The sequence below is a fragment of the Micromonospora sp. NBC_01796 genome (assembly GCF_035917455.1).
In the GTDB taxonomy this organism is placed as follows: domain Bacteria; phylum Actinomycetota; class Actinomycetes; order Mycobacteriales; family Micromonosporaceae; genus Micromonospora_G.
Genome location: NZ_CP109078.1, coordinates 1,632,367 through 1,650,703, shown reverse-complemented (window position 1 = coordinate 1,650,703; position 18,337 = coordinate 1,632,367). Strand labels below are relative to the sequence as shown.

The window sequence follows — 18,337 nt, the reverse complement described above, 5'->3', positions numbered from 1 at the left end:
CCCGCTCTCGTTGATCTTGCAGTTGTGGTGCCTCACGAAGTTCGCGAAACGGGGCGGAACGGGGGCCACAACTGCAAGATCGACGGGCTGGGGCGGGGTTAGGGTCGGTGGGTGGAGGCTGAGGGGTTGCGGGGGGCTTATCGGGCGTTGTTTGCCGAGGTTGACGGGGTGGGGGGGTTTCGGGGGGCGGTTGGCGAGGAACTGAGTGCGGAGCAGTTGCTCGCGCATCTGGTGGCGAACGACGAGCTGCTGATCAACGCCACCGAGGCGGTGCTCGCCGGCTCGCCGTACGCGTACTACGAGCTGGACACCATCCACCAACCGCAGCTCGACGAACTCGCGCGCCAGTACGGCGGCCTCGACGGACTGACGAGCCGGTTGCGTACCACCAGCGGGCAGCTCTGCGGCCTGACCGAGCGGCTGCTCGACAAGTCCGACACCCTGGTCCAGACCCGGGTACGGGAGGGCGCCCGGCTCGACATCGACGAGGCACTGCCCTGGGGTCGGGCCCTGGACATCCATGGCCGGGTCCACCTGCCCGCCCACACCGACGACCTGCGCGCCCTGCACGCTCCGGCCGCCGGTTGACGATGTCCCCCGCGCGGGAACTCAGCGGGCGTCGGTGACGACGTGTGAGCAGGCGGGGCAGGCGGCCGGGCCCTGTTCGGCGTACCACCGGCAGGTGCGCCGGATCGCGCAGCGGGGGAGCGAGGACTCGTCCGGTACGGCCGTCTCCCGGTACGACTCGACCAGGCGGGCGCCGAGGCCACAGTGGTCACCGGTCCAGAACCCGCAGGACGAGGTGACGCACGGTCCGGCCAGCCGGTACTGCGACTCCGCCGGTCCGGTCGAGTCCGGCAGACCGGACAGGGCCACCTCGGCCGGCATCGCCGGGGTGACGTACGCGACCCGCCCCGCCGGGGTGATCATGCCCAGGAACACCGTGGCGTTGGCCTTCGGTGTACTCGGGCACATCCGCTCCGGCGGGTCCGGCCGTAGGGGGACCTCGGTCACCGTTGGATCCAGAAACCGATATCGTTGATCTTCGTCCCGAGGTCGTCGGCCAGCGGGCCGTCCAGCACCCAGAGGCCGTACCACTCGGGACGGAGCTTGATGTTTCCGTGGCCGATGGTGAGCGGATTGGACAATTTCGCCGAAACGTTGTGCAACGCGTTCAGCCCGGCTTTCTGTATTTCACCGGCGATGCGCGCTTTCTGTGCCTCGTCCAGTTCGACCCCGTCGACGACGAACCGGAATTCGCTACGTGCCATTCCTGCCTCCTCTGACTAGTACGACTCGGTGTCCAACCCGAGCCGCAGGCTTGTCCTGGTGAATGTCGCCCAACCCGCGCGCGAGGCGATGTCGGCCGGCTGCCCGGCCCGGCGCAGCGCCCGGTTGGCGGCGCTGCGCCAGTCGGCGGTGGAGGCGGCCCGGTAACCCCACAGCTCGCGGCACGCCGAGGCGGCGAAGGCGACCTGGTCGGGTGAGCCGGTGAAACCTGCGGCGCCGCCGGTGACCCGTACGCCGTCGCCGGTCGGCTCGACGAGCGCGAAGTGGTGGTGCAGGCTGGCCAGGGTGGCCCAGTACGCCCGGTCGGTCCGTCCGGCCGCGAACCCGTCGCGTACCTGGTCGTCACGGCGGTGACGGAGCCCGGTCAGGGTGAACGTGGCACCGGAGGACTCGGTGCGACCGGCCACCTCCACCGGCTCCTGCCAGCTCGACGGCGAGTTTGCCGACCAGAACGCCAACCACCCGCCCAGCCGGTCGTGCAGGTCCACCTGGAACGGCCAGGCGGCCAGCCCGCCCCCCGGCGAGCGGATGACGGCGGTGGCGATCCGGTCCCGGGTCACGGTGACCGCCGTGGCCCCGGTGCCGGCCACGGGCGCTTCGGGCGGGGCGCCGAGTGCGGGGGTCGCGCCGGCGACGGTGACCGCGGAGGCGGTTGCCGCGGTCACCAGTAAACCCCGGCGGGAGAACCCGAATGGTGTGTCGCTCATCGTTCACCTTTCCGGTGCGACGACCTTTGCGGTGAGCGTAGCGAGCAAATGATTGTTATCAATACAGTAAACTGTCGTAACTGCGACGTAAATTGGTCGGAAAGCTGGTGGCGTTTCTGGGTCTATCCGATTCTGGCCGCATCGGTCCGGATGGCCGGTCGGGCCGGAACGCCACTTTCCCTCGGTTAAGTGGCCGAGCGTCTGAAGCAGGTGAATCCGGGCATCCCACCAGGGGCGTGGGAGCGTTCCCATGATCTGGGACGGTCGGTTCGGAACCTCGTTGTGGCGTTACGTTCCTGTTAACCGATGGGAGTAAATATGTTGCGACGTCAATCACTTGGCCGGTTCGGCGCGGCCGCGACCATCGCCGTACTCATGCCGCTCGCCCTCGCCGGGGCACCCGCCGCCGCCCGCGACGACACCCTGACCGGGTCGGCAGCGGCGGTCGGACCGGCCACGATCCAGGCGGCTGCCGTACCGCTGGACCGGCTGACCGTCAGCACCACCCAGGTCGCCTCGGGGCTGCAACGGCCGACCGCGATCTTCGCCCCGGACGACGGCAGCGGCCGGCTGCTGATCACCGAGAAGGTCGGCACCGTACGGGTCTACCACCCGAGCACCGGCCTCGCCGAGGCGCCACTGCTGGACATCACCGACCGGGTCTCCACCGCCGGCAACGAACGCGGCCTGCTCGGCATCGTCACCTCGACCAACTTCGCCGCCACCCGGGCCCTGTACGTCGCCTACACCAGCCTGCCGTCCGGCACCCTGACGCTGTCCCGGTTCACCCTCGACCAGGCCAACCAGCAGCCGGTACCGGCCGCCCGCGAGCAGATCCTGCTGACCCAGCCGCACGCCGAGTACGGCAACCACAACGGCGGGCAGCTCGCCTTCGGCCCGGACGGCTACCTCTACTGGAGCCTGGGCGACGGTGGCGGCGCGGACGACGTACTCAACAGCGGGCAGAACCTGACCACCCTGCTCGGCAAGATCCTCCGGCTGGACGTGAGCCGGGCCTGCGCGCCGCTGCTGTACTGCGTACCGGCGGGCAACCCGTTCGTCGGGGTCGCGAACGCCCGACCGGAGATCTGGGCGTACGGGCTGCGCAACCCGTGGCGGTTCTCGTTCGACCCGGCCGACGGATCGCTCTGGATCGCCGACGTCGGCCAGGGCACCTTCGAGGAGGTCGACCACCTGCCGGCCGGCCGGGCCGGGGCGAACCTCGGCTGGTCCTGCCGGGAGGGCACCCAGGTGTTCAACCAGGCGCGTTGTCCGGCCGGCGCCACCTTCGTCGAACCGGTCTTCACGTACCGCACCTCGGTCGACGGGTGCGCCATCATCGGCGGGCACGTCTACCGGGGCCAGCAGTACGCCGACATCGCGGCCGGAACGTACCTCGCCACCGACTACTGCTCCGGCACCGGCTTCGCGATCCGGCCCGGCGGCGGCACGTACGCCACCCGGGCGCTCGGTGAGCTGACCATCCAGCCGACCACGCTCGGGGTCGACGCGGCCGGGGAGATCTACCTCGCCAACGACCTGCCCGGACAACTGCACAAGGTCGCCTTCGCGGCGCTCCCGCCGCCGGTGGGTTGCACCGTCGGCTACCGGGTGGATTCCCAGTGGGGGACCGGCTTCACCGCCACCCTGACCCTCACCAACACCGGCACCCAGCCGATCAACGGCTGGACGGTCGGCTGGACCTTCCCCGGCACCCAGCGGGCCGGCACGTTCTGGAACTCCAGCGGCAGCCAGCAGGGCGCGGCGGTGACCGCCCGCAACGCCAACTGGAACGGCACCGTGGCACCGGGCGCCTCGGTCACCTTCGGCTTCCTCGGCACCAGCAGCGGCGCCAACCCCCCACCCACCACCTTCACCCTCAACAACACCCCCTGCGCCTGACCCACCCCCGCCCCGCCCCGCCCCGCCCCACTAATACAGAGAAAGAGTGGTTATTCCGCGTCGGATAGCCACTCTTTCTCTGTATTTGCGCGGTCGAGAGGGGGAGGGGTGGGAAGAGGGGGAGGGGTGGAGGAGTGGCGGAAGGTGCGGCGGTAGGTGGTCGGGGGTACGCCGATGCTCTGGTGGAGTTGTTGGCGTAGGGCGGCGGCGGTGCCGAAGCCGGAGCGTTGGGCTACCTGGTCCACCGGGAGGTCGGTGGTTTCCAGTAGCAGGCGGGCGTGGTCGGTGCGGTGCTGCAACAGCCACCGGGCGGGGCTGAGACCGGTCTCGGCCCGGAACCGCCGGGTGAACGTCCGTACGCTCATGCTGGCGTGACCGGCGAGCTGCCGCAGGGTCAGCGGCTCGTGCAGGCGGTGCTGGGCCCACTGCCGGGTCGCCGCCGTGCTGGCGTCGGTCGGGTGGGGCACCGGCCGTTCGATGAACTGCGCCTGACCACCGTCGCGCCACGGCGGGACCACGCACCGGCGCGCCGACCGGTTGGCCACCGCGCTGCCGTGGTCGGTGCGGATGACGTGCAGGCAGAGGTCGATGCCGGCGGCCACCCCGGCCGAGGTGAGGACGTTCCCGTCGTCGACGAAGAGGACCCCGGGGTCGAGCCGTACGCTAGGGTGCCGGCGCCGGAACCGTTCCGCGTACGCCCAGTGGGTGGTCGCCGGACGCCCGTCGAGCAGACCGGCGGCGGCGAGCACGAAGGCGCCGGTGCAGATGGACATGATCCTGGCTCCCCGCTCGTACGCCGCGTTCAGCGCCCGGTGCACCTCCGGATCGAGGATCGCCCGGTCGTCCAGGGACGCCCCGTGTACGCCGGGCACGATCACCGTGTCCGCCCGGTCCAGCAGCTCCAGCCCGTGGTCCGGGACGACCTGGAAGCCGGCGCTGCTGCGTACGGGGCGCCCGCCCGGGGTGCAGGTGTCGACGGTGTAGAAGTGCTCGTCCGCGGCGTTGCGGGCGGTGCTGAAGATCTGCGACGGTGTGCCAAGATCCAGGCCGACCACCTGGTCCAGGGCGAGTACGGCGATCCGGTGCGGGCGAGCGGTCATGGCCCGATTGTTGCGCATGATGGCTCTCCGGCCACTCGTCGCCGGGGTGAGTGTGATCGAGACTTCGACCGTGAAGACTCAGCGCCTGTTCCATCCCGCCTGGGCCGTCGCCGCCGTGGCCTTCGTGGCCCTGGTCGGTGCCGCCGGGTTCCGGGCCACGCCGTCGGTCCTGCTGCACCCGCTGCACGAGGAGTTCGGCTGGCCGCTGGCCACCATCTCCGCGGCGGTCTCGGTCAACCTGATCCTCTACGGGCTCACCGCACCGTTCGCCGCCGCGCTGATGGAGCGGTTCGGCATCCGCCGGGTGGTGGTCGCCGCCCTGCTCCTGGTTGCCACCGGCAGCGGGCTGACCGTGTTCATGACCGCGAGCTGGCAGCTCATCGCCTGCTGGGGCGTACTGGTCGGGTTGGGGACCGGGTCGATGGCGCTCGCCTTCGTGGCGACGGTGACCGGGCGTTGGTTCGTCAAGCGCCGGGGACTGGTGACCGGGGTGCTCACCGCCGGTGGCGCCGCCGGGCAGCTCGTTTTCCTGCCCGTGCTGGCCAACCTGGTCCAGTCGTACGACTGGAAGGTGGCCGCCCTGGTCGTGGCGGGGGCGGCGCTGCTGGTCGTACCGCTGGTGGTGTTCTTCCTGCGCGAGCACCCGGCGGACCTGGGCCTGCCGTTGTACGGCGGCACCGAGGTCGTTCGCCCGAAGCCGCTGCCGGGCGGCGCCGCCGGTGCGGCGGCGCGGGCGCTGACCGGGCTGCGGACGGCCGCCCGGACCCGCGCGTTCTGGCTGCTCGCGGGCGGGTTCGCGATCTGCGGGGCGACCACCAACGGACTGGTCGGGACCCACTTCATCCCGGCCGCCCACGACCACGGGGTGGCCGAGACGACCGCCGCGAGCCTGCTCGCCCTGGTCGGTCTCTTCGACATCGTCGGCACGATCGCGTCCGGCTGGCTGACCGACCGGGTGGACAGCCGATTGCTCCTGGCCGGTTACTACGCGCTGCGCGGGCTCTCCCTGCTGGTCCTGCCGAGCCTCTTCGTCAACACCACCGGGCCGACCATGCTGGTGTTCATCGTCTTCTACGGGCTCGACTGGGTGGCCACGGTGCCGCCGACGGTCGCCCTGTGCCGGGAGCACTTCGGTGACCGGGGACCGGTGGTGTTCGGCTGGGTGTTCGCCTCGCACCAGGTCGGTGCGGCGATCGCGGCCACCGGCGCCGGCCTGGTCCGGGACCGGCTCGGTGAGTACACCGTGGCCTGGTACGCCGCCGGCGTGCTGGCGCTCGGCGCGGCGGCGCTCTCGCTGATGTTGCGCCGCCGGGAACCCGAGCCGGTGCCGGTGGTCGAACCGGAGCCGGTCACCACCGCCCCGCGCGCCTGGCGGCTGCGTCCCACCGACGTCTAGCGGGTCGTGGCCCGGTTACCCGACCCACTGCTGGTTGGCTCGGCCGTGGCAGGCCCACTGTTGCAGGCTGGTGTCCGGGCTGGTGAGGGTGTTCTCGGGCACGTCCGCGCAGCGCCCGCTGTTGAGGTTGACCAGCGACACCTGCCCGGTGTCGAGCCCGGCCAGTCGCCACCGCTGCTCGACGGTGCCGTCGCAGACCGCGAAGTGCAGCCGCGCGCCGTCGTCCTTGCTGCCGTCCTTCACCTCCAGGCAGCGTCCGGTTGCGACGTTGACCAGGCCGAACTCGTCACCCACGACGGGGGTGGGGCGCCACTGCTGGGTCAGGTCGCCGGTGCAGACCCGCTGCTGGACCTGGGGCCCGTCCGGGTTGTCGTTCGTGTTGAGCGCGAGGCAGAGCGACGATGCCGCGGAGCGGAAGATCCGGGCGGGGATCTCCGCCGGGGTCGGGCTGGGCGGGGGTGCCGGCTCGGTGCTGCCCGCCGCCACGCCGCTCGGCGCGGGCGGTGCGGCGGGGTCGGAGACGGCGGCCGGGGCGGGCACCGCTGCCTGGTCACCGTCGCCGCCACCGGCGAAGAGGCCGGTGGCGAAGAGCACCCCGATCAGTACGCCGACGCCGCCGATCGCGAGCGCGGCCGTCATCAGCCGGTCCCGGCCGGGCTGCGGCGGGGCGGGCGCGCCGTAGACGGTGCCACCCGGCGGTTGTGGTCGTGGCTCGGAGGTGACCATCCCCAGATAGTGACTCAGTCGCCGGGTCCGGGACCAATCGGCCCGCCGCACCCCACCCGGCATTTTCCGGTACGGGTACGGCGCGGCGGGCACGCTCGGTACGGATTCGTCGATCCCCGGCGGGTGCCCGGCGCTCAGTCGACGACCTGGACGTCCTTCCAGAAGGCGACCCGGTCGCGGATCTGCTCGGCGGCGGGGAGCGGATCGGGGTAGTACCAGACCGCGTCCTGGCTCTCGTTGCCGTCCAGGGAGAGGGAGTAGTAGGAGGCTTCTCCCTTCCAGGGGCAGATGGTGTGAGTGTCGGATTCCCGAATCACGTCGTCGCGCAACGCGCTGCGCGGAAAGTAGTGGTTGCCCTCGACAACCACGGTGTCGGTGCTCTCTGCGATGACCTGGTTGTTCCACATGGCTTTCGGCACGTTTTCCAGCGTATGCCGGTCTGGGCGGGGCGGCCACGGCTAGCGCGATCTTCCCGGAACGGCAAGCCGTTACCCTCTATCGGATCACTGATAGTTACGAGATAATTACTGTATGTGGAACGCGTCAGGTGATCGGGAACTGTTTCTGCAGGTCAGTGGCCCGATGGCGGACAGTGATCGGGCCGACGCTGCCGCCACCACCGCCCTGCTCCGGGAGTTGCGGACCGGAGCGGGGATAGCGGTCGGTCGATCCGCGCCCGGCCCGGATCCCCGGACCGGTTCCGACCCGCGACCGGACCCCGACCCCGCCACCGGCCGTAAGGCCGGCGAGGCGGTGTCGCTCGCCGAACTCGTCATCACCGGCGCCTTCTCGGCCACCACCCTCGCCGCCCTTACCCAGATCGTGGTCGCCTTCGTCCGGCGGGGCGCCGCCCGGCGGATCGTGCTCCGCGACGGGGACCGGACCCTGACCATCGTCGACCCGTCGGCACGTACCGAGCAGGCGGTCGCGCACTGGCTCACCACGCCCGACCGGACCGACCCGGCGGTCGACCTCCCCGAGGTGCCCGACACCGTGCAGGTGCCCGAGGTCGGCCCGGTGCCGCAGACGGGTCCGGAGCCGAAGGTCCGGGCGGTGCCCGGGCGGGGCGCGCGGCCGGAGGTGAAGGCGGTACCGCAGGCGCGGCGGGATGTCGGGTCCGGTGGCGACTAGATCACCGGCCGGCCGGTACGCGCTGCTGATCGCGACCGGTGAGTACGCCGACCCCTCCCTCGACCGGCTGCGCGCACCGCAGCAGGACGTGGCGCGGTTGGGTGCCGTACTGGCGGATCCGGCGATCGGCAACTTCCACGTGCGTACGCTGCGCGACGCCCCCGAACGGGAGGTACGGGCGGCGATCGAGGACCTGTTGACGGACAGGGTCGACAGCGATCTCGTCCTGCTCTACTTCTCCTGCCACGGGATCGTCGACCCCTACCACCGGCTCTACTTCGCCGCCGCCGACACCGTCCGTACCCGCCCGGCGAGCACGGCCATCTCCCGTTCCTTCGTCAACGAGCAGTTCGAGGCGTGCCGGGCCGCGGCCAAGGTGCTGATCCTGGACTGCTGCTTCGCCGGTGCGTTCGCCGAGGGCTTCAAGGGAGCGCCGCAGGGCGCGCTGGAGTGCCAGGTGGGCCGGGGGTACGTCGTACTCAGCGCCTGCGACAGCTACGAGTACGCGTTCGAGTCCGACGAACTGGTCGCCTCGGCACCCCGTGGCTCGATCTTCACCGACGTACTGATCGAAGGGCTGGTCACCGGTGCGGCGGACCTCGACCGGGACGGCCTGGTCGGCGTCGACGAGCTGTTCCGTTACGTGCACGACGGGGTGATCCGCCGCCGGCCGGAACAGCAGCCGAAGTACAGCGCCTACAACGCCGAGCCGCACATCTACCTGGCCACCGCGCCGATCACGGGTGGCGCCGCCGTCCCGGTGCCGGGCGGAACGGTCGGCGGTGCCCCGAACGGGTTCACCGCCGGACCCGCCCCGGGCGCCCCGACCCTCCACCTGCCGGCCACCTACAACCAGCACCAGGCGATCGTGGCGCGCGGCTTCCGTACGGGTGCGGACCTGATCCGGCGGACCTACGGGCCGTTCGGCCGGCGGATGCTGGTCCAGGACGAGCAGGGCGGGTACCACGAGATGGCGGACGCGGCCGGGATCGTCCGGCTGCTGGCAGGTGGCGACCCCCGCGACGCGCTCGGCACCGGTTACCTGCGGGAACTGGTGGAGGGAATCCGGCACCGGGTCGGCGACGGAGCCACCACCGGCGTGGTCCTCGCCCAGGCCATGCTGGACGGCGCCTCCGCCGCACTCCGGGGCGGCGCCAACCCGGTGGCGCTGCGGCGGGGGATTTCGACCGCCGTACGGGATGTCGCCGTGGAACTCGCCGGCCTCGCGGTGCCGGTACGCACCAGAGCGGAACTGCGGGCGCTGGCGACCATCGCCTCCGGTGACGAACTCGTCGGCGACCTGGTGGCCGAGGCGGTGGACCGGATCGGCCGCGACGGCGTGATCCGGGTCGAGGCGAGCAACCTGTTCGGCCTCGAACTGGAACTCACCGAGGGGATGAGCCTGCGGGCCGGGCACGTGTCACCGGCTTTCGTGACCGACGAGGAGGAGGCGGAGGCGGTGCTCGACGAGCCGTACGTGCTCCTCGTCGACGAGCGGATCGGTACCGCCGAGGAGTTGTTGCGGTTGCTGGGCGCGGTGGAACGGGAGGGTCGGCCGCTGGCGGTGTTCGCGCCCGAGATCCGTGACCCGGCGCTGGCCGCGCTGGTCCTGGCGAAGGCCCGGCAGTTGCTCAGCCCGGTCGCGGTGACCCTGCCCTGGCCGGCCGGTCAACGCCGGGACGCGCTGGCGGAACTGGCCGCGCTCACCGGCGCGACGGTGCTCGGGGGCGAGTCGGCCGTGCGTCTCGCCGACGCGACCCTGGCCGAGTTGGGCCGGGCCCGGCGGGTGGTCACCACCCGGAGCGAGTCGGTGGTCCTGGCCGGGGTCGACGACCCGGACCCGATCGTCCGCCGCTACCAGCGGCTGCGGACCGCGCGGACCCGTGCCGATCCGCGCCGCAACGACCCCCGGGCGGACGGGAGGCGGCGGGCCGAGTCGCGGTACGGCGAGCCGCTGCGGGTGTCGGCGGAGCGGCTGTCCCGGGTGGCCGGCGGGGTGGCGGTGATCAAGGTGGGCGAGGTGACCCCGGAGCAGCAGCGGGTCCGGCGGCGCCAGATCGACGACGCGGTACGCAACGCCAAGGCTGCGGTGGAGTGGGGACTGGTCGCCGGCGGCGGTGCGGCGCTGCTCGGGGTGCACACCCGGCTCACCGGTCGGCGTACCGCACCGGTGCCGAGGCAGCGGGGAGACGACGAGGGGCTCGGGTACGCGGTTGTCGTCGACGCGTTGCCGGCGCCGTTCGAGGAGTTGCTGCGCAGCGCCGGGCGCGACCCGGACGGGGTGCCCGAGGACCTGTGGTACCGGGGGCCGGGGGTCACCTTCGACCTGGTGAGCGGGCGGTACGTGGTGGCGCGGGACGCCGGCATCGTGGACGCCGCAGCGACCGTACGCGAGGCGGTGAGCGCCGCCGCGAGCGTGGTGACCCGCTACCTCATGCTCGGCTGAGCCGTGCCGGGTCGGGCTGCGGTGGCCGGCACCGGTTGCCCGGTGCCGGCCACCGCCCGTGCTGCGACGTGGTGCCGACGTGCAGCAGGTCATCGGGTGCGAAATTGCGGCAGTGCGACGCTGGTAGGCGCGCACCGCGGCGCAAATTGCACTCGCCGAGACAACTATCCGCCAGTGCCGGTGGCTGAAGGTCAGCCCGAGCGGCAAAGAAGACGCGCGGCATGTCGGATGTGCGTTGCCGGGATGTCTGCCGTCCTAACCGTCCCAACACGAAGAGTGACGTGTCACCCTTCGTCGGAGTGGACCGGTGGGCAGCGGCGTCACGGCCGGCGTCGCCGCCGGACTACCGTCCCGGGGCGAGCGTCGGGCGGAGTACGAAGACGCCCCAGCCGAAGTAGCGGCGGCCGTACTCGAGGTGCCACCGGCGGGACAGGTCACGGAACTCGCGTACCTGCTGGGCGCGCGGATCGTGCGGGTACGCGCGCAGCCACTCGGTCAGCGTCCACCACTGCTGGGCCACGTAACGGTCCCAACTGTCGGCGTCGGCGAGCACCACCTCGACCAGGTCGGTGCCGGCCGCCTCGAACCGGTCCAGGGTGCCGCCGAGCGAGGTGAAGTCGTCCAGCCCGAACCCGTACGCCGAGTACGCCCCAGGCGGTGGCGGGTCGATCCAGTAGGGCTCGCCGACCAGGAGCAGCCCGTTGGGGCGGACCGCCCGCCGCATCAGCTCGATGGTCCCGGCCAGCCCGCCGCCGATCCAGGTCGCGCCGAGGCAGGAGACGACGTCGTAACCGGCGGGCTCGGCCCGGTACTCGGCGGCGTCGCCGTACTGGAAGCTGACCCGGTCACTGACCCCGAGTTCGGCCGCGCGTTTGCTGGCGGCGGTCAGGAACACCTCGCTGATGTCCACGCCGTGCCCACGGATGCCGTAACCCTGGGCCCAGCGGGCGAGCAGTTCACCCTTCCCGCACGCGAGGTCGAGGACCCTGGTCTGCGGCCCGACCCGACTGGCCGCCCCGAGCAGCATCAACTTCTCGTGGGTGAACGGGTTGAGGATGCGGTGCTCCGCCTCCGACAGCTCGTGCAACCAAAGCGACATCGGGCCAGGATTACCCGTTTTCCGGATCGTGTCGAGCCCCATCTTTCGGCGCAAGATCCGGATCGTCCGGCAGGGGTGGGTCCGGGGCCGGCATCCGGGCCGTTCCGGTCCGCCGCGCGCACCGACCGGTCGCGTCGTTTGTGCAGCTCAGGCGTGAAAAAATCACTGTGTCGAGTGGACACTCGAACCGGCCGTGAATCGCTCAGACTAGACCGCCTTCGATTCGTCGTGGCGCAAACCGCGCCGGCCGGTGTCGGGTGGTGGGAAAGTTCACGGCCGAGGGCGGGGAACGGGTCGACACGACAGGCTCCGGTCGGGCACTCTGTCCGCCGTGCAGCCCGAGGTATTCATCGCCGTCGGATCGGCCGTCGTCTCCCTCCTCAGTGTCCTGTTCACCACGCTCTCCGCCCGTCGGGTGACCGTGTTGCAGTACCAGCTCGAGGAGCAGCGGCACCGGCAGAGCAAGGCCGAACTCGCCGAGCAGTTGCTCAGCCGCTACCGGGAGCCGCTGCTCTGGTCCGCGCACGCGTTGCAGGGGCGGCTGTTCAACGCCGTACGGCCGGGTTTCCTCTCCACGTACCTGCACTGCGGTGACGTGGACGACGAGCGGTACACCCGCGACTACACCGTGTACGTGCTGGCCGAGTACCTCTGCTGGGTGGAGATCATCCGGCGGGACCAGCAGTTCCTCGACCTCGGCGACGTCGAGCGGAACAAACGGTTCTTCGGCTTCCTCGACCGGATGACGCAGATCGTCGCCGCGCTGGACACCCCGCCGCCGCTGCGCCTGTTCCGGGGCCAGCAACGGGCGATCGGCGAACTGCTGCTCGTACGCGTCGAGGACAGCGCCGGCACCCGGTACGAGTCGATGGGGTACGCCGAGTTCTGCGAGCGCCTCGACACCGATCCCCGGTTCGCGTCCTGGTTCACCCGGATCCGGGCGGACGTGGACGTGATCGCGACCGCGGACTACGACGGCAACGCCCGCCTGGTACGGATGCAGCACGAACTGATCGCCCTGATCGACTTCCTGGATCCGGACCAGGCCCGGCTGGCCACCCCGAACCGGGCCCTGGTCGACCGGGACACGATCGGCAAGCTCCCCGACACCACCTGAGGTCCGGCGCCCATGTCGGTCGAAGCGCAGACGCTCCCAGGAAAACCAACGCGTTGATCTCGTACATCATCTTCGATGTACGCACACAATGCCGCTTAGTTAAGGCGTTGGTTGGTGATTTTGGTGGTGGTTTGGCTGGGTGTGATGGTGATGTGGTGGTGGGTGTGGGTGGGTGGTCGGGGTTGGTGGCGGGGTTTTGTGGGGTAGGGGGTGGCGGTTGGTCGTCGTTGGCGGGGGTAGGTGCGGTGGCGTCTGGTGAGTGGTGGTTCGTTGAGGATGTCGGTGATGGTGTGGTTGCGGGTGTGGTGGGTGGGGGGTTGGTGGAGGGCGGTGCGGGCGGTGCGGAGGGTGAGGGTGAAGGAGATGTGGTCGGGGTCGTGGTTGGCGGTGGTGGCGGCTTCGGTGCGGAGGTGGCAGAGGGCTTGGTAGGTGATGAGGAGTGCGTAGATCTCTTGGGTGATGCCGGTGGGTGTGTGTGAGCGGAGGGTGGTGTTGGTGCCGATGAGGCGGGGTTTGAGGAAGCTGTAGTGGGTTTCTGATTCCCAGCGTTGTTGGTAGAGGGTGGCGAGTTGTTGCGCGGGGGCGTGGTGGTGGTCGAGCAGGGTGGTGAGTAGCCGGTATTCGTCGGTTCGGGTGTCTTGGCCGGTGGTGGTGGTGATGGTGAATTCCACGACGCGGATTTGGTGGCCGTGGCGTGGTGGTTGGGGTGCGCGGCCGCGGGCGCGGGCGCCGTTGAGGCGGGCGGTCTCGCGTCTGGTGGGGAGTGTGGCGAGGAATGAGCCGTCGGGTAGGTGGGTGGTGGGGACGAGTTGGAGGTTCTTCTTCGCTCGCCAGATGAGGTCGGCGCCGGTGGCGGTGGCGTGTGACCACAGGTCGTGACTGGTGAAGTTCCGGTCGGCGAGGAGGAGCATGCCGGGGGTGAGTGAGGCGAGGAGCCGCCGGGCGAGGGCGGGTTCGCTGGAGGTGACGACTCCGTCGAAGGCGGCGTCGATGATGCTGTGGGTGCCGCAGTCGATGAGTGTCATGAGTCGGATCAGTGGGGTGCTGCCGAGCCGGCGTAGGTAGCTGTCCACTTGTTTTTTGGTGGGTTTGCGGGCTTGGCCGTGGTAGCCGAATTCGGTGGCGTTGGCGGGGGTGTCCGGGGCGGGGAGGGTGGTGGCGTCCCATGCGACGAGACGTCGACCGAAGGCGTAGGTCGAGCCGGTTGTGGGGGTGTTGGTGGAGTCACGGACCCGGTCGAAGAGCAGGTGGAAGGGCTTGACGCCGAGTCGCTGCCGGGCCTGGGTCAACGCTGAGCTCGACGCGATCACGCATCCCTGACACAGGCCCCGCCACCGTAGGACCAGGATCCGTAGGACGGCCCGGTATCCCGGTGGGCGGTAGCCGTCGGCGGCGCTGAACAGTGTTAACGCGAGTACGAAGTAGATCACCACCCGGGCGGGTAGGACCCGGCGTCGTTGTTCCCGGCAGCCGGTGGTCTCGATGACCTCGTCGACCAGGTCGGGTGGGACGGTACTGGTCAACACCCCGAGATCGATGTGATCGCGGGCTGGGCCACTCATCGCGGGCATGGCAAACTGAACCGACAACGGAACTCCCGGGACAGACGGTCTTTCTTGGTCGATCGACAGTCATACCGGTAGTTCCGTTGTTCCATGTTCCGCCACGCCGCCGTGACCATCCGGCGTCACCCGACCACCCACCGCCCTAACTGAGCGGCATTGTGTACGCACATCAAAGGTGATGTAGAAGACGAACGCGATTGTTTGTTTCGCCGGGCGTCCCGGTCTCAGCCACGCGGTCGGGCTTGATCCGAGGGGTCCGCACCGTTCGCGGCCATTTGCGCGAGGCAGTCCAAAACATCCCACGGCCCGTCAGGACATCGTCCAGGCGTGTACCTCCAGCCGGCCGGTGGTGCCCAGGTCGAGGTGCTTCGCCACGGTCTGGGCCGGCTGTCCGGCCGCCGGGGCGACCTCCAGGTACGCGCCCTCGGCGATCTCCCCGTCGGTGACCGTGTTCCGCCAGCGCACCGAGGCGTACGCGGTGCCGCCGGGGTACACGGTGATCTCCTTCGGGCCGGGGTCCTCGCCGCCCAGCGCGGTCCCGTTCTCGACCCTCACCGCCAGCGGTTCCCGCTCCGCGTCGAGCACCCGTACCACCGGGTAGCCGTTCAGCGGGAACGGTTCGGTGCCGCAGTTGAACAGCACGATGCCCATGCCCCGAAGCCCCATCGCGGCATCGGTCGGGCTGGTGCTCACCAGTACGCCCGACGCCGGGCAACTGGCGGCCTCGCGCGGAGCCCCCGTCACGGTCGGTACGGGCAGACCGGTGGCCGACCCGCTCGGGGCGCCCTGCGCCGGTACGTCAGCGGTGCGACCGCTCTCGCCCGGTGCCGGAACCGTCCAGGGCGAGGGCGCCGGCGGGGTCGGCGCCGGCAGGACGATCGGCTGGCCGGGCACGGGACCCTCGCAGCCGGCGCCGAACAGGAGCACCGCCGCGACCGTGGTGACCAGCGGGCCGAGCCGGTGGCGGGCGGGTCGGCGGCGAGCGGGGTACGTCTGCACCCGGCGATCCTCCTACACGAGTCGGTCCGGCGGAGAACCGTCGGCCCGTGCCGTGAAGAGCATGTGCGCGAGCTGTGAAGGCGGGTGGCGATCGGGGGCGATCCCACGGTGAGCTTGTACGCTGCGTCGATGCCGGATTCCAGGTTGATGCGGGATTCCACCGAGCGCTGGTTGGAGCGGCTGCGTGGCGCCGTGGCCCCCCGACGGCACAACGCCCGTACGATCGCGGCGTTGACCGGCAATCCGGGCTGCCACCGGCGGGCGGTGCTGGACGCGGCCGGGGTCGACAAGCCCCGGCTGGCCGAGCACATCGGCTTCCCTGCCCGGTTCGGCCAGTCCCGGTTCGCGATCACCCGTGGCAACGCGTTCGAGCGGCAGGTGAAGGCGGACGGCGGGGTCGAACTGCTCCGCCTGCTGCGTGAGCGGATCGGACTCCCGATCCCCGACGCGGCCTACACCGACCTCGACGATGGCAGGCCGGACCGGACCACGGAGACGGCCGACACCGACGCCGACCCGGCCCGACCGGCCGAGACCAACGAGGAACGGTACGAGCGGTCCCGGCACCTGCTCGGCGAGGCCGCCGGGTCACCCGCGTCCGGTGACGCCCTGATCTTCGACCACCCGCTGCTCCGGCTGGAGGTCGCCGGCCAGCCGGTCTACCTGGAACCGGACCTGATCGCGTTCCGGGTCGACGGTCGGTTCCACGTCGTGGAGATCAAGTCGTTTCCGGTGATCGACGGGCAGGCCGACCCGAGCAAGGTCTCCGCCGCGGCGGTCCAGGCGGCGGTCTACGTACTCGCGATGCGGCAACTGCTGACCGAGGCGGGGCATGACCCGGCCATCGTGTCGCACGACGTACTGCTGGTCTGCCCGCGCGACTTCACCAACGAGCCGGTGGCCGCGCTGATCGACGTACGCAAGCAGTTGTCGACCCTGCGTCGGCAGCTCACCCGGATGGCGCGGGTCGAAGAGGTGGTGGCCGCGCTGCCCGCGGATCTGACCTTCGACCTGGCGCCCGACCGGGCCGGTCGGCCGGGCCGGTCGCCGGCCGCGCTGACCACCGCACTGAGCGTGGTCGAGGCGCGTTACGCGCCGGACTGCCTGGCAAGCTGCGAGCTGGCCTTCTTCTGCCGGCACGAGGCACGCGGCCAGACCGGCAGCCTGGGCAAGTCGGTCCGCGAGGAACTGGGCGGAGTCGAGCGGGTCCCGACCGTGCTCGCCCTGGCCAGCGGCGAACTGGCACCGGCCGACGGGCAGGCCGAGGCCGCCGCGATGCTCCAGGCCGCCGCGCGGCTGCGGGCCGAGGCCCTGTCATGAGTACGCTCACCGCCCTCGCCCGCGCGCAGGCGCTCGCCGCCGGAAAGGCCCAACCGACCGCGACCGTCCGGCACCTGCACCTCGCCCGGCGGCCACTGGTCCTGGTCCCGCTGACCATGGCCGGCGAGGCGAACGCACCGCTCGCGGTCCTGGTCGGCACGGACCCCGGACAGCCCCGGCTGCTGGTGGTCCCACAGCCGCGCAACCGGGACCAGCGGCTCGACTTCGTCACCGCGCTCGGCACCGTGCTCCTGCCCTACCTGGACGGTCACCGGGGCGTGTCCGAGTCGGTCCCGGTCGACCGGGGACGGGACGTGCGCTACCGGTACGTCGAGGCGCCCCAACTGATCGTCCCCAACTCGGGCGGGATCACCTTCCTGCGGTTGCTCGGCCGCAACACCCGGTTCCGGCGTACCGACGGGGACTATCCGGTCGACGCCTCGGTCCCGCTGGTCGGGCGGTGGCTGACCTTTCTCGCCGAACGGGCCGAACACCCCGGATCGTCGCTGCTGGTGGCGCTGACCGAGGCGCTCGGCCTGCACTGGGCGACCGGGCAGAGTTCGGTGGAGGACCTGAACCTGGCCGCCCAGCTCGGTTGGATAGACCCGCCGCCGGGGGTCACCGGATCGGTCGCCGCCGCCGAGGCGGAGGACCCGTCGATCTGGCCCCCGGCCGGACCGGCCACCGATCCGGAGTTCGACAACGGCGTACTCGCCCCGGCGATGGCCGCGTACCAGGCGGCGGTGGCGGCGGACGACGCGCCGGCCCGGCAGCGGGCGTACGCGAGCATGGCGGAGGCGTTGCGCGGCCAGTTGGAGCCGACCTGGCGGCTGATGTGGCGGGGGCTGTCGCTGCTGCACGCCCTGCCGCCGGGGGCGCGGGTGGCCGGACGCTGGGACGCCGACCGGGACGCGTTCACCGACTACGCCGGTTACACCGACGAGGGCGGCCAGCCGCAGCCCCGACGGGACGGGGCGGTCGCCGCCGCCCAGCGCCTGCACCGGCTGGAACGCGCCCTCAGCTCCTACGCCGTCCAGCGCGCGTACGACGACCCGCTGGTGATGGCCGACCACCGGTTGACCGGGGAGGCGTTCGTCGGCGAGGTGACCCTGGCCGACCCGGCGCGGGTCGACGACACCGGCAAGCGGCCGGTGCTCCGTCCCCGGATCATGGTGGTCACCACCGATCCGGTGCTCGTCCAGCCCGGTGCGTCCCTCACCTCACCGGCCCGGCCGGGGCAGAAGGCCAGGGTCGTGTTCGTCACCCGGACCGGTGACGGGTCGAAGACCGAGGTGGTGCTGGAGCTGTCCGGTGGGATGGGTCGGGGGCTGACCGCGCCGCCGGGCACCGTACCGGAGGTGGGGGAGCGGCTCTGCTACACCACCCTGACCGACGGGTACGCCCCACCCGGCACCTTCCCGTCCCGCGAGGACACCCCCTGGACCCACGGCGGCCCACCCACCGACGGGTCGACCGAGTCGTAGAGACCCCGGCCGACCCGTCGGCGCCCGCGCCCGGTTCGGACCGACCGTGTCCGGT

At 71.2% G+C, this 18,337-nt stretch carries 17 protein-coding genes; 8 read left to right on the top strand and 9 right to left on the bottom strand.

The window, feature by feature from the left end:
- The first annotated feature begins 111 nt into the window (after nucleotides 1-111).
- The gene (locus OIE47_RS07615) at nucleotides 112-588 is read left to right on the top strand and encodes a hypothetical protein (protein WP_326560795.1); all 477 of its coding nucleotides are present in this window, start codon (nucleotides 112-114) and stop codon (nucleotides 586-588) included.
- 21 nt (nucleotides 589-609) lie between these two features.
- On the opposite strand, the gene OIE47_RS07610 is transcribed toward OIE47_RS07615, so the two are convergent.
- From OIE47_RS07610 to OIE47_RS07600, 3 genes are read right to left on the bottom strand one after another with little or no spacing between them, the layout of a single operon-like run.
- A complete protein-coding gene (locus OIE47_RS07610) occupies nucleotides 610-1,014 on the bottom strand; it encodes a hypothetical protein (RefSeq protein ID WP_326560794.1) in 405 nt (134 codons plus the stop codon).
- Nucleotides 1,011-1,271, bottom strand: coding sequence for a hypothetical protein (locus OIE47_RS07605; RefSeq protein WP_326560793.1), 261 nt, complete (start codon nucleotides 1,269-1,271; stop codon nucleotides 1,011-1,013). The genes OIE47_RS07610 and OIE47_RS07605 overlap by 4 nt, the downstream gene beginning before the upstream one ends.
- Nucleotides 1,272-1,286: 15 nt before the next feature.
- The gene (locus OIE47_RS07600) at nucleotides 1,287-1,997 is read right to left on the bottom strand and encodes a hypothetical protein (RefSeq protein WP_326560792.1); all 711 of its coding nucleotides are present in this window, start codon (nucleotides 1,995-1,997) and stop codon (nucleotides 1,287-1,289) included.
- Nucleotides 1,998-2,315: 318 nt separating this feature from the next.
- On the opposite strand from OIE47_RS07600, the gene OIE47_RS07595 reads away from it, so the two are divergent.
- Nucleotides 2,316-3,899, top strand: a complete 1,584-nt coding sequence (locus OIE47_RS07595) for a PQQ-dependent sugar dehydrogenase (RefSeq protein ID WP_326560791.1) — start codon at nucleotides 2,316-2,318, stop codon at nucleotides 3,897-3,899.
- 50 nt (nucleotides 3,900-3,949) lie between these two features.
- Here the strand turns inward: OIE47_RS07595 and OIE47_RS07590 are convergent, their stop codons facing one another.
- Nucleotides 3,950-5,017: a GlxA family transcriptional regulator gene (locus OIE47_RS07590; RefSeq protein ID WP_326560790.1), complete on the bottom strand. Its 1,068-nt coding sequence runs from the start codon at nucleotides 5,015-5,017 to the stop codon at nucleotides 3,950-3,952.
- Between the two features lies 1 nt (nucleotide 5,018).
- Here OIE47_RS07590 and OIE47_RS07585 point away from each other — a divergent pair, with 1 nt between their 5' ends.
- Entirely contained in the window at nucleotides 5,019-6,395 is a 1,377-nt protein-coding gene (locus OIE47_RS07585) for an MFS transporter (RefSeq protein ID WP_326563017.1), read from the top strand.
- 15 nt (nucleotides 6,396-6,410) lie between these two features.
- Here the strand turns inward: OIE47_RS07585 and OIE47_RS07580 are convergent, their stop codons facing one another.
- Together OIE47_RS07580 and OIE47_RS07575 are read right to left on the bottom strand one after the other, a co-directional pair.
- Nucleotides 6,411-7,121: an RICIN domain-containing protein gene (locus tag OIE47_RS07580; protein ID WP_326560789.1), complete on the bottom strand. Its 711-nt coding sequence runs from the start codon at nucleotides 7,119-7,121 to the stop codon at nucleotides 6,411-6,413.
- 134 nt (nucleotides 7,122-7,255) lie between these two features.
- On the bottom strand, nucleotides 7,256-7,540 hold the full coding sequence (locus OIE47_RS07575) for a DUF427 domain-containing protein (protein WP_326560788.1): 285 nt from the start codon (nucleotides 7,538-7,540) through the stop codon (nucleotides 7,256-7,258).
- 163 nt (nucleotides 7,541-7,703) lie between these two features.
- On the opposite strand from OIE47_RS07575, the gene OIE47_RS07570 reads away from it, so the two are divergent.
- Both OIE47_RS07570 and groEL read left to right on the top strand, forming a co-directional pair.
- Nucleotides 7,704-8,252, top strand: a complete 549-nt coding sequence (locus OIE47_RS07570) for a hypothetical protein (RefSeq protein WP_326560787.1) — start codon at nucleotides 7,704-7,706, stop codon at nucleotides 8,250-8,252.
- Nucleotides 8,230-10,698 (top strand): chaperonin GroEL, encoded by a 2,469-nt coding sequence (groEL, locus tag OIE47_RS07565; protein WP_326560786.1) that lies wholly within the window; start codon nucleotides 8,230-8,232, stop codon nucleotides 10,696-10,698. Before OIE47_RS07570 ends, groEL begins: the two co-directional genes overlap by 23 nt.
- A gap of 343 nt (nucleotides 10,699-11,041) precedes the next feature.
- Here the strand turns inward: groEL and OIE47_RS07560 are convergent, their stop codons facing one another.
- On the bottom strand, nucleotides 11,042-11,797 hold the full coding sequence (locus OIE47_RS07560) for an SAM-dependent methyltransferase (protein ID WP_326560785.1): 756 nt from the start codon (nucleotides 11,795-11,797) through the stop codon (nucleotides 11,042-11,044).
- A gap of 331 nt (nucleotides 11,798-12,128) precedes the next feature.
- Here OIE47_RS07560 and OIE47_RS07555 point away from each other — a divergent pair, with 331 nt between their 5' ends.
- Nucleotides 12,129-12,914 (top strand): hypothetical protein, encoded by a 786-nt coding sequence (locus OIE47_RS07555; protein WP_326560784.1) that lies wholly within the window; start codon nucleotides 12,129-12,131, stop codon nucleotides 12,912-12,914.
- Nucleotides 12,915-13,009: 95 nt separating this feature from the next.
- Here OIE47_RS07555 and OIE47_RS07550 read toward each other — a convergent pair whose 3' ends face one another.
- Nucleotides 13,010-14,476, bottom strand: coding sequence for an IS4 family transposase (locus tag OIE47_RS07550; protein WP_326556267.1), 1,467 nt, complete (start codon nucleotides 14,474-14,476; stop codon nucleotides 13,010-13,012).
- A 312-nt stretch (nucleotides 14,477-14,788) separates the two neighbouring features.
- Complete coding sequence (locus OIE47_RS07545) at nucleotides 14,789-15,478, bottom strand: DUF4232 domain-containing protein (RefSeq protein WP_326560783.1); 690 nt, start codon at nucleotides 15,476-15,478, stop codon at nucleotides 14,789-14,791.
- A 129-nt stretch (nucleotides 15,479-15,607) separates the two neighbouring features.
- On the opposite strand from OIE47_RS07545, the gene OIE47_RS07540 reads away from it, so the two are divergent.
- Both OIE47_RS07540 and OIE47_RS07535 read left to right on the top strand, forming a co-directional pair.
- Nucleotides 15,608-16,798: a hypothetical protein gene (locus OIE47_RS07540; RefSeq protein WP_326560782.1), complete on the top strand. Its 1,191-nt coding sequence runs from the start codon at nucleotides 15,608-15,610 to the stop codon at nucleotides 16,796-16,798.
- The gene (locus OIE47_RS07535) at nucleotides 16,795-18,282 is read left to right on the top strand and encodes a hypothetical protein (protein WP_326560781.1); all 1,488 of its coding nucleotides are present in this window, start codon (nucleotides 16,795-16,797) and stop codon (nucleotides 18,280-18,282) included. The genes OIE47_RS07540 and OIE47_RS07535 overlap by 4 nt, the downstream gene beginning before the upstream one ends.
- Nucleotides 18,283-18,337: the final 55 nt, after the last annotated feature.

Coding starts and splice junctions, on each gene's coding strand:
- OIE47_RS07550 (WP_326556267.1), bottom strand. CDS start 14,476: ATGAGTGGCCCAGCCCGCGATCACATCGATCTCGGGGTGTTGACCAGT.
- OIE47_RS07570 (WP_326560787.1), top strand. CDS start 7,704: ATGGCGGACAGTGATCGGGCCGACGCTGCCGCCACCACCGCCCTGCTC.
- OIE47_RS07605 (WP_326560793.1), bottom strand. CDS start 1,271: ATGGCACGTAGCGAATTCCGGTTCGTCGTCGACGGGGTCGAACTGGAC.
- OIE47_RS07535 (WP_326560781.1), top strand. CDS start 16,795: ATGAGTACGCTCACCGCCCTCGCCCGCGCGCAGGCGCTCGCCGCCGGA.
- groEL (WP_326560786.1), top strand. CDS start 8,230: ATGTCGGGTCCGGTGGCGACTAGATCACCGGCCGGCCGGTACGCGCTG.
- OIE47_RS07560 (WP_326560785.1), bottom strand. CDS start 11,797: ATGTCGCTTTGGTTGCACGAGCTGTCGGAGGCGGAGCACCGCATCCTC.
- OIE47_RS07585 (WP_326563017.1), top strand. CDS start 5,019: ATGGCTCTCCGGCCACTCGTCGCCGGGGTGAGTGTGATCGAGACTTCG.
- OIE47_RS07600 (WP_326560792.1), bottom strand. CDS start 1,997: ATGAGCGACACACCATTCGGGTTCTCCCGCCGGGGTTTACTGGTGACC.
- OIE47_RS07540 (WP_326560782.1), top strand. CDS start 15,608: ATGCCGGATTCCAGGTTGATGCGGGATTCCACCGAGCGCTGGTTGGAG.
- OIE47_RS07595 (WP_326560791.1), top strand. CDS start 2,316: ATGTTGCGACGTCAATCACTTGGCCGGTTCGGCGCGGCCGCGACCATC.
- OIE47_RS07580 (WP_326560789.1), bottom strand. CDS start 7,121: ATGGTCACCTCCGAGCCACGACCACAACCGCCGGGTGGCACCGTCTAC.
- OIE47_RS07590 (WP_326560790.1), bottom strand. CDS start 5,017: ATGCGCAACAATCGGGCCATGACCGCTCGCCCGCACCGGATCGCCGTA.